Source organism: Bartonella sp. CL70QHWL (assembly GCF_042194855.1).
In the GTDB taxonomy this organism is placed as follows: Bacteria; Pseudomonadota; Alphaproteobacteria; order Rhizobiales; family Rhizobiaceae; genus Bartonella.
Window position 1 is genome coordinate 1 of sequence record NZ_JBHINJ010000042.1, and the last position, 4,975, is coordinate 4,975.

Consider the following 4,975-nt stretch of genomic DNA (forward strand, 5'->3'; position numbering starts at 1 on the left):
TGTCTTCAACAGATGCTTTCAAGGTAAGTAAGTTTTGAACAGTCTGATAAGCTTCTAAAGCTTGTTTCTCTAGGGTTGCTGTCAATTGAATGCCATTTCTCAAGGTCCATGGAAACTCCAGAGTTACACATTGCTCTATCTGTTGCACGGTATCTTGTAGAGGTGTCACTAAGCTGTGTTGCACCGATAAGATTACGGATTGTCTCTCCGGTACCACCACGAGTTCTTTGATCTTTTGAAAAGTTTCCATTGTTTCCACCATTGTTATTCGTGTTTTTCGTTTTTTCTAAATCCTCGATAGCCTTTCGCACCCAGTTACGCCATGTTGCTTGCCAATCGGTTTTGGTTGCATTTGCTCCGGCTTTTGAACGCCAATAATCTCTAAACTTTGCGATTTCGACTTTCACGCGCTCTGGAGGCAAGCCCTTTGCAATGGCAAAATCGTAATCGGGTTCAAAATCCGTAGGCAATCGACAGCCGCGATTAGCTTGCGCTCGTTTTGCTTTTTGGGAAACGTTCTCTTGCTCGTGAAAGGGAGGTTGGTTTTCTACACCCGTTGTGATTTGCTCTGATGTGCTCTCAACAGCAGCAACCTCTGTTGGCTCGTCAACCAAATCGTTTGTTTCTAAATCTTCAGAACCAATTTCTTTTTTTGCTAAAACGATAGTTTTAGTTTTTTTATTATAACTGTTAATGTTATTGTTTATGTTATATATATAGGCATCATTAAGCATGTCGTAAGCATCATGCTTAGCATCCTTAAGCATACTCTTAGCATCATACTTAACAGATTTAGCATCATTAAGCATGGCTTTAGCATCATCACAAGCATCATTTGTATGTTTATCCCATCTTGCCTGCGCTGCTTTCTTTGCTCTCTCTGAGAACTTCTTTGACCGAGATGTCTTCGATACCTTATCTAAGCTTTCATTAGAGTTATTGAGTTCTTCTTCAACTTTTAAACTCCATAAACATCCATCGTCTAAACTTTCGATATGACCTATGCTTATTAAAACTTCTAACGCTTTAATAAACATTTTTACTGAACAGCCAGTGTAATTAGCCCAGACCTTCGTGTTATTTAAAAGCGGTTCTCCAGTATAAAGCATTTGCAAACGCAACTTTATATAAACATTGCATTCAATGGGAGATAAACAAGCAAGATCAAGAATCCACCTATCTGCAAACAGCCTCGTCCACGGTAATTTACTGGACATGTGTCCTCCCTTCTTTCATTAAATATAAAATTGCTAAAGCATCTGCTTCGTTGTCGTCTTTAGGCGTATGTCCTTTTGCACATACCGCCTTAATCATTTCTTCTTTTGAGGCATTGCCTTTTCCTGTTGTTGCCTTCTTAATTGTGCCAACAGGAATGCCTTCATATGGTATCTGATGATGTTCACACCACGCTGTTAAGGTTGCTAGAAAGCCTCCGTAAATATGAGAAGCGTCTGTATCCACATGCCGGCGCACCTCTTCAAAATACACTGCGTCAATTTCATCAACAGACCTCTTTAGTTCAGTAAGCCACCGTTTAAAGCGTAAATAACGCATACTACCGCCTTCAAAACGGCGTGGTTGAAAATCTTCTGTATCGCTTGTGATAAAACCATCCGCACCACGTATCGCCCAGCCTGTCTTGGTCCCTAGATCAAGACATAAAATGGTTTGTGCGTTAGTGATCATAATCCCCCCTTAAGGCTCTACGTATTTATATGTGCGCTATGACAGAGCGCGTAGTTATAAGTTTTAAAAAATTGGATTAACTCAATTCAGACACACACTGCACACATCATTTATTAATTCGATTTCTTCTTTTCTTTTTTCGATGAGTTTATCCCTTAAGAAATCAAGCCTATTTTTGACTAAGGCTATAAACAAGATCAGCTCATTTAAGCGATAAAAAGAAGACAACTCTTGAGAAAAATAATTATCAAACCAAGTTGTAAAAGCTTGCGTAAACACAGATAAAAACCATTGATTAAAATCATCGTACGGCAATAACGGAAAATATTTTCTATCATCACGCGCAAAGATACTATGCAGCATATAGACAAGACAACCTGTTGATGAGGGGTCTATGCTTATTTCAAAATATGCATCTTGAGTCGAAACGACACCATAATATATGTTTTTCTGTCCAATCTTATTAACAAGGTCAATCAACTGGACTTTGCTTATAGTGATCTGTGGGACATCTATCATCTCTAATCTTTCTTCTTTAAGAGTGTGTATGCTGCTGTTGCTGTTCATTATTATCTGTAGAGGCGGCACTCTGAGAAGATATTACTGTTTGTGATGTATTTGGTGTACTAACTTTCTCCACCAGATGAAGCGTATCTTTTCTTCGTTTTGTCATTGGACGAATAACTCTATGGGATTTACTCCCATAATTATGTAGGAACCAATCTAGCGTAACCCAAGATAGACCTTTGACTTTAGACAACTGAATAATTATATTCCAGTATTTTGGAGAAATACTATTGCGATCACGCATTTTACGCGCAGCCTCATAGCTACAACCAATTTCCTTTGCAAATTGGCGTATAGATCCCAAAGACTCAATCAAACTTTTGACATAAAAATCATTAACCATGACACATGCAGTACATTACGTACAATTTTAAATCAAGATAAAATCGTACACAATGAATTAAAAAAATAGTGGATAATGTACAAATGACTTATTTGCCAAAAGATAGACTTAAAATAGCGCGTAAGAATGCTGGATATGCGACACCAAGCGAAGCTGCGCGCGCTATACCAGCTCTTAATCAAAATACCCTAATTAGTCACGAAAATGGAAATCGTGGTATTTCGCGCCAAATAGCCGAACTCTATGGACAAGTATTTAATGTAGATCCGGGGTGGATTTTGTATGGCGAGTCTCCTCAAGAAAATCCTAACCTCAATATAAGTATTCCTCTCGTTTCATGGATTAGCGCTGGAGAACTAAGTGAGCAAGATGGGATAATGGATTTTTCAGATTATCCTATGACAGAGGCTGTTAATCTTCCTGCCGGTGAATGGATTGCTTTACGTGTAGATGGCGCATCTATGAATAAAATTAGCCCTCCAGATTCTATAATATTTGTAAATATGCGAGACAAAAAACTTGTACCTAATGCCTGCTATGTAATTGCAGATGAATCTGGACAAGCGACATATAAACGATATAGACCTAATGATGATCCTCCTTTTCAGCCTGCTTCATACGACAAAACAATAAAGGCTCCAAAACTTGAAGGCGCTATCTCTATAATAGGTCGTGTACGGCGCACTATTCTTGATATGTAAACATAATACGATTCTCTGTTCACGTTATCAATTAGATTGCCATCAACAGATTGAAGCAAGTTTGATTGATTTTTATCAGTAAACAGCAAACTTTTGATTCTCTAAATTATGCCGTGATTCGTCATTTTTTTATTTTTTAAAAAAATAGTACATTATGTACTTGACTGTATTTCGTGCATAGTGTACTAATATATCCATAAACCACGCACAAACAATCGCCAAGAGGCGTTAGGGAGGAAAAATTATGGATAAGCCAATTCTTATAAATTCTGATGAAATTTTATTAGTTGTCTATGGTGATGATCAAAACATTGGTCGATCGGGACCACTGGATAAAAGCCAAATTCTAAGCATTGTTGATGAGGCAGATGATGCAATCCAAATCTTTCGCATCAATCCTTCTGAAAAGAACTGTGAAGATATTTCTGAAGAGATCGCAGAGGCATATGTAAAAGAAAATATTGAACGTCTCGATGAAGATAGTGAGGTTCATTACTTTATACGTGAAAGTGATGTTTACAATAGATTTTTAGACGAGATCGCAGACGAAAAATATAATGATGAGATTTACGGTACTTACGAACAACAACACCGTTTGCGTCCTTGTGATGTGCTTTAAATTCTGAAGGGCGCATTTAAAAGCGCCCCCTTTAATCCATCAATAATTAATTAGAGTAAACTCATGAACACACATGACACTAATAAAGATAGTGAAGGATATCTCATACCTGAAAACGAGGTAGAAGACAAAATCGATTATGTCCAAATGGTCAATGCCCATGTAATGCATAGGCACTTACACTTGAAACAAGATTTTTCCACTTGGTTTAATGATTGTGTTGAAAAGCTTGATCTAAAAGAAGGCGTGGATTTGGTTTTTACAAAACAAGAATGGAACAGACAGAAGATTTGTCCAAAATCTGAAATAGAAACAGATAAAACCGATAATCATTACTTCAAAATTCACGCAGCAAGTAAAATCGCTAAAGCAGAGCGCCATAGAAACTATGGCAGAATATTATACCAAAACTTGTGTTTTCATTAATTAAGGGGGTGATGATGAAAAGCCTTATTATAACATCTGAAAAATATGAACTTTTTGAAAGGAGTTCATCATAAATACTCTCATAGAGATTAAAGAAAAAACCATTGATAAGGAAACTGTTCAGACAGTAAATGCACGTGATCTGCATGCATTCTTAGAGGCAAAACGTGACTTTTCCAATTGGATTAAGGACCGTATTACCAGATACAATTTTATAGAAGGACAAGACTTTGTAAAAAAACAAGATTTGCGGTCCCCAAAATTGGGGAGCGCAAAATCTAGAGCTGTTACAGCTATAGACTATCACCTCACATTAGACATGGCAAAAGAGCTCGCCATGGTAGAGCGTAATGAAAAAGGTAAACAAGCCCGTCAATATTTTATTGAATGTGAACGGCGTGCAAAGAAACCTTTAGACCTTGCAAATGCTTTAGAAGATCCTCTCTTTGTTAAGAAACTTCTTTTAGAAAGCGTCACACAATTAGAGACCTTAAAAAGTGAAGTGAGTATCCTTAAACCAAAAGCAGCTGCTCTTGAAAGTTTGCAACGTCACAACGGACTCTTCGGTCTTACAGAAGCCGCTAAAATACTCGAGATGCAACCAAAACAGTTCATTCTCTTCTTACAGCAAAA

8 protein-coding genes are annotated in these 4,975 nt (G+C 37.4%); 4 read left to right on the forward strand and 4 right to left on the reverse strand.

Annotated features, from left to right (window positions below; all coding sequences use genetic code 11):
• Positions 1–5 precede the first annotated feature (5 nt).
• The 4 genes from ACFIJZ_RS09180 to ACFIJZ_RS09195 form a co-directional block, all read right to left on the reverse strand.
• On the reverse strand, positions 6–1,217 hold the full coding sequence (locus ACFIJZ_RS09180; RefSeq protein WP_375631822.1) for a hypothetical protein: 1,212 nt from the start codon (positions 1,215–1,217) through the stop codon (positions 6–8).
• The gene (locus tag ACFIJZ_RS09185; protein ID WP_273790999.1) at positions 1,207–1,686 is read right to left on the reverse strand and encodes a crossover junction endodeoxyribonuclease RuvC; all 480 of its coding nucleotides are present in this window, start codon (positions 1,684–1,686) and stop codon (positions 1,207–1,209) included. Before ACFIJZ_RS09185 ends, ACFIJZ_RS09180 begins: the two co-directional genes overlap by 11 nt.
• Positions 1,687–1,767: 81 nt before the next feature.
• The gene (locus tag ACFIJZ_RS09190) at positions 1,768–2,205 is read right to left on the reverse strand and encodes a hypothetical protein (protein ID WP_273791000.1); all 438 of its coding nucleotides are present in this window, start codon (positions 2,203–2,205) and stop codon (positions 1,768–1,770) included.
• 16 nt (positions 2,206–2,221) lie between these two features.
• Positions 2,222–2,596, reverse strand: a complete 375-nt coding sequence (locus tag ACFIJZ_RS09195; RefSeq protein ID WP_273791001.1) for a hypothetical protein — start codon at positions 2,594–2,596, stop codon at positions 2,222–2,224.
• A gap of 83 nt (positions 2,597–2,679) precedes the next feature.
• Between ACFIJZ_RS09195 and ACFIJZ_RS09200 the strand changes: the two genes are divergently transcribed.
• From ACFIJZ_RS09200 to ACFIJZ_RS09215, 4 genes are all read left to right on the forward strand, one after another.
• Positions 2,680–3,297: a S24 family peptidase gene (locus tag ACFIJZ_RS09200; protein WP_273791002.1), complete on the forward strand. Its 618-nt coding sequence runs from the start codon at positions 2,680–2,682 to the stop codon at positions 3,295–3,297.
• Positions 3,298–3,541: 244 nt separating this feature from the next.
• Positions 3,542–3,916, forward strand: a complete 375-nt coding sequence (locus tag ACFIJZ_RS09205) for a hypothetical protein (protein ID WP_375631823.1) — start codon at positions 3,542–3,544, stop codon at positions 3,914–3,916.
• A gap of 63 nt (positions 3,917–3,979) precedes the next feature.
• Complete coding sequence (locus ACFIJZ_RS09210) at positions 3,980–4,342, forward strand: antA/AntB antirepressor family protein (protein WP_273791004.1); 363 nt, start codon at positions 3,980–3,982, stop codon at positions 4,340–4,342.
• A gap of 70 nt (positions 4,343–4,412) precedes the next feature.
• On the forward strand, positions 4,413–4,975 hold a 563-nt coding region (locus ACFIJZ_RS09215), incomplete at its 3' end, for an antA/AntB antirepressor family protein (protein WP_375631826.1).

Bases quoted from the DNA above. Each gene is read 5' to 3' on its own strand.
- ACFIJZ_RS09205 (WP_375631823.1), top strand. From the start codon at position 3,542: ATGGATAAGCCAATTCTTATAAATTCTGATGAAATTTTATTAGTTGTC.
- ACFIJZ_RS09190 (WP_273791000.1), bottom strand. From the start codon at position 2,205: ATGATAGATGTCCCACAGATCACTATAAGCAAAGTCCAGTTGATTGAC.
- ACFIJZ_RS09185 (WP_273790999.1), bottom strand. From the start codon at position 1,686: ATGATCACTAACGCACAAACCATTTTATGTCTTGATCTAGGGACCAAG.
- ACFIJZ_RS09200 (WP_273791002.1), top strand. From the start codon at position 2,680: ATGACTTATTTGCCAAAAGATAGACTTAAAATAGCGCGTAAGAATGCT.
- ACFIJZ_RS09195 (WP_273791001.1), bottom strand. From the start codon at position 2,596: ATGGTTAATGATTTTTATGTCAAAAGTTTGATTGAGTCTTTGGGATCT.
- ACFIJZ_RS09180 (WP_375631822.1), bottom strand. From the start codon at position 1,217: ATGTCCAGTAAATTACCGTGGACGAGGCTGTTTGCAGATAGGTGGATT.
- ACFIJZ_RS09210 (WP_273791004.1), top strand. From the start codon at position 3,980: ATGAACACACATGACACTAATAAAGATAGTGAAGGATATCTCATACCT.